The 1,134-nt window shown below is 49.1% G+C and carries 2 protein-coding genes; both read right to left on the reverse strand.

Annotated elements, in window-relative coordinates:
- Positions 1–168: 168 nt before the first annotated feature.
- On the reverse strand, positions 169–714 hold the full coding sequence (locus tag DWV53_RS15310; protein WP_118155469.1) for a DNA-binding protein: 546 nt from the start codon (positions 712–714) through the stop codon (positions 169–171).
- Between the two features lie 131 nt (positions 715–845).
- Positions 846–1,055 carry a DUF4248 domain-containing protein gene (locus DWV53_RS15315; protein WP_117727236.1) on the reverse strand — a complete coding sequence of 70 codons (210 nt, stop codon included), beginning with the start codon at positions 1,053–1,055 and terminating at the stop codon, positions 846–848.
- Between the last annotated feature and the right edge of the window lie 79 nt (positions 1,056–1,134).

The raw sequence follows: 1,134 nt of genomic DNA on the forward strand, positions 1-1,134 counted from the left end.
TGGGAAGACAAGAAGGAAGCGGGCAGGATGAGCAAGTATCCGTTCAGGGCGATGATTTGACAATGTTGAATGGTGAGTGATGAACTCATTCCTGATGGGCCCTCGGATTACTCCGGACTGCATCCTGCCGATGCGCTTTCTCTTGTTTCAGATGCGAGGCGGGTAGGGCTACTCTAAGCCGTCGCCTCCTCCTTCTCCAGTGGTTCCGCTACCGCCCTGGTCGGTGTTGTCACCACCAGGGGTATCCTTTCCGGTATCCTTCCCGGTATCCGGGGTGGTATCTGGGGTGGTATCCGGGGTGGTGCCATCACCTAACAGAGCAGAGGCCTTCTTCAGCGTAGCTTCGAGGTTGATGGTCTTGGTGCTAAACTCACCGGTGCCACGAGCACGGAGACGGAAACCGTCGATGTTCTTGGCGATGGTGAACTCCTTCTCTGAGGCGGCTCCCTCCTTGTTGCGGATGCCGATGGAGAAGATGGCGAGGTCGTCAATCTTCACAGCGAAACCCTGCAAGGTGAGTTCCTTGATGCACGATACCATATCGGTAATCATGCCCTTGATGGCTCCCTTAGAGAAAGGAGTGTTGTGGCTAGCCATGTGTTCGGCCAGGCCGTCGATGTCTACCGTCTGAGTGATGACTGGATAGGCGTAATACTTGCCGTATGCCTCTGGCATCTTGGCGTTCTGATTTAGTTTTAGTACGTAAAGCAACATAAGTTTTTAAGTGTTTAAATGGTTAATGTTCTTCTTTCTGAATCACATTGCAAAGATACAACATTTCATTTTCCCAACTCACCGATGCTCATTGTTGCTCACCGATACTCACCGATTATCACTGATAAATATCAGGGTTCTCCCAAATGGAAGAAAATATAGGATACTTGCAGAGGATTGAACTCCTTGCAACTCTTGTTGTATCCACTCTTCTGCAACTGCTCGTAGAGCTGGGTGCATCTTACTATCCATCTCATCAGATGGGCTCTTGCCACGTCCGGGTCGGAATCCGGAAAATAGAGCAGGGCTAACTCCTGCTTGGTGTAACTTCGTAAATCCATTTTCTATAATGTTGAATGTTGAGTGTTGAATGTTGAATTTTGAACACGAATCTCTCGAATCTCACGAATCTTTCGTTCT

It is taken from the genome of Segatella copri (genome assembly GCF_003465495.1).
Classification (GTDB): Bacteria; Bacteroidota; Bacteroidia; order Bacteroidales; family Bacteroidaceae; genus Prevotella; species Prevotella copri_G.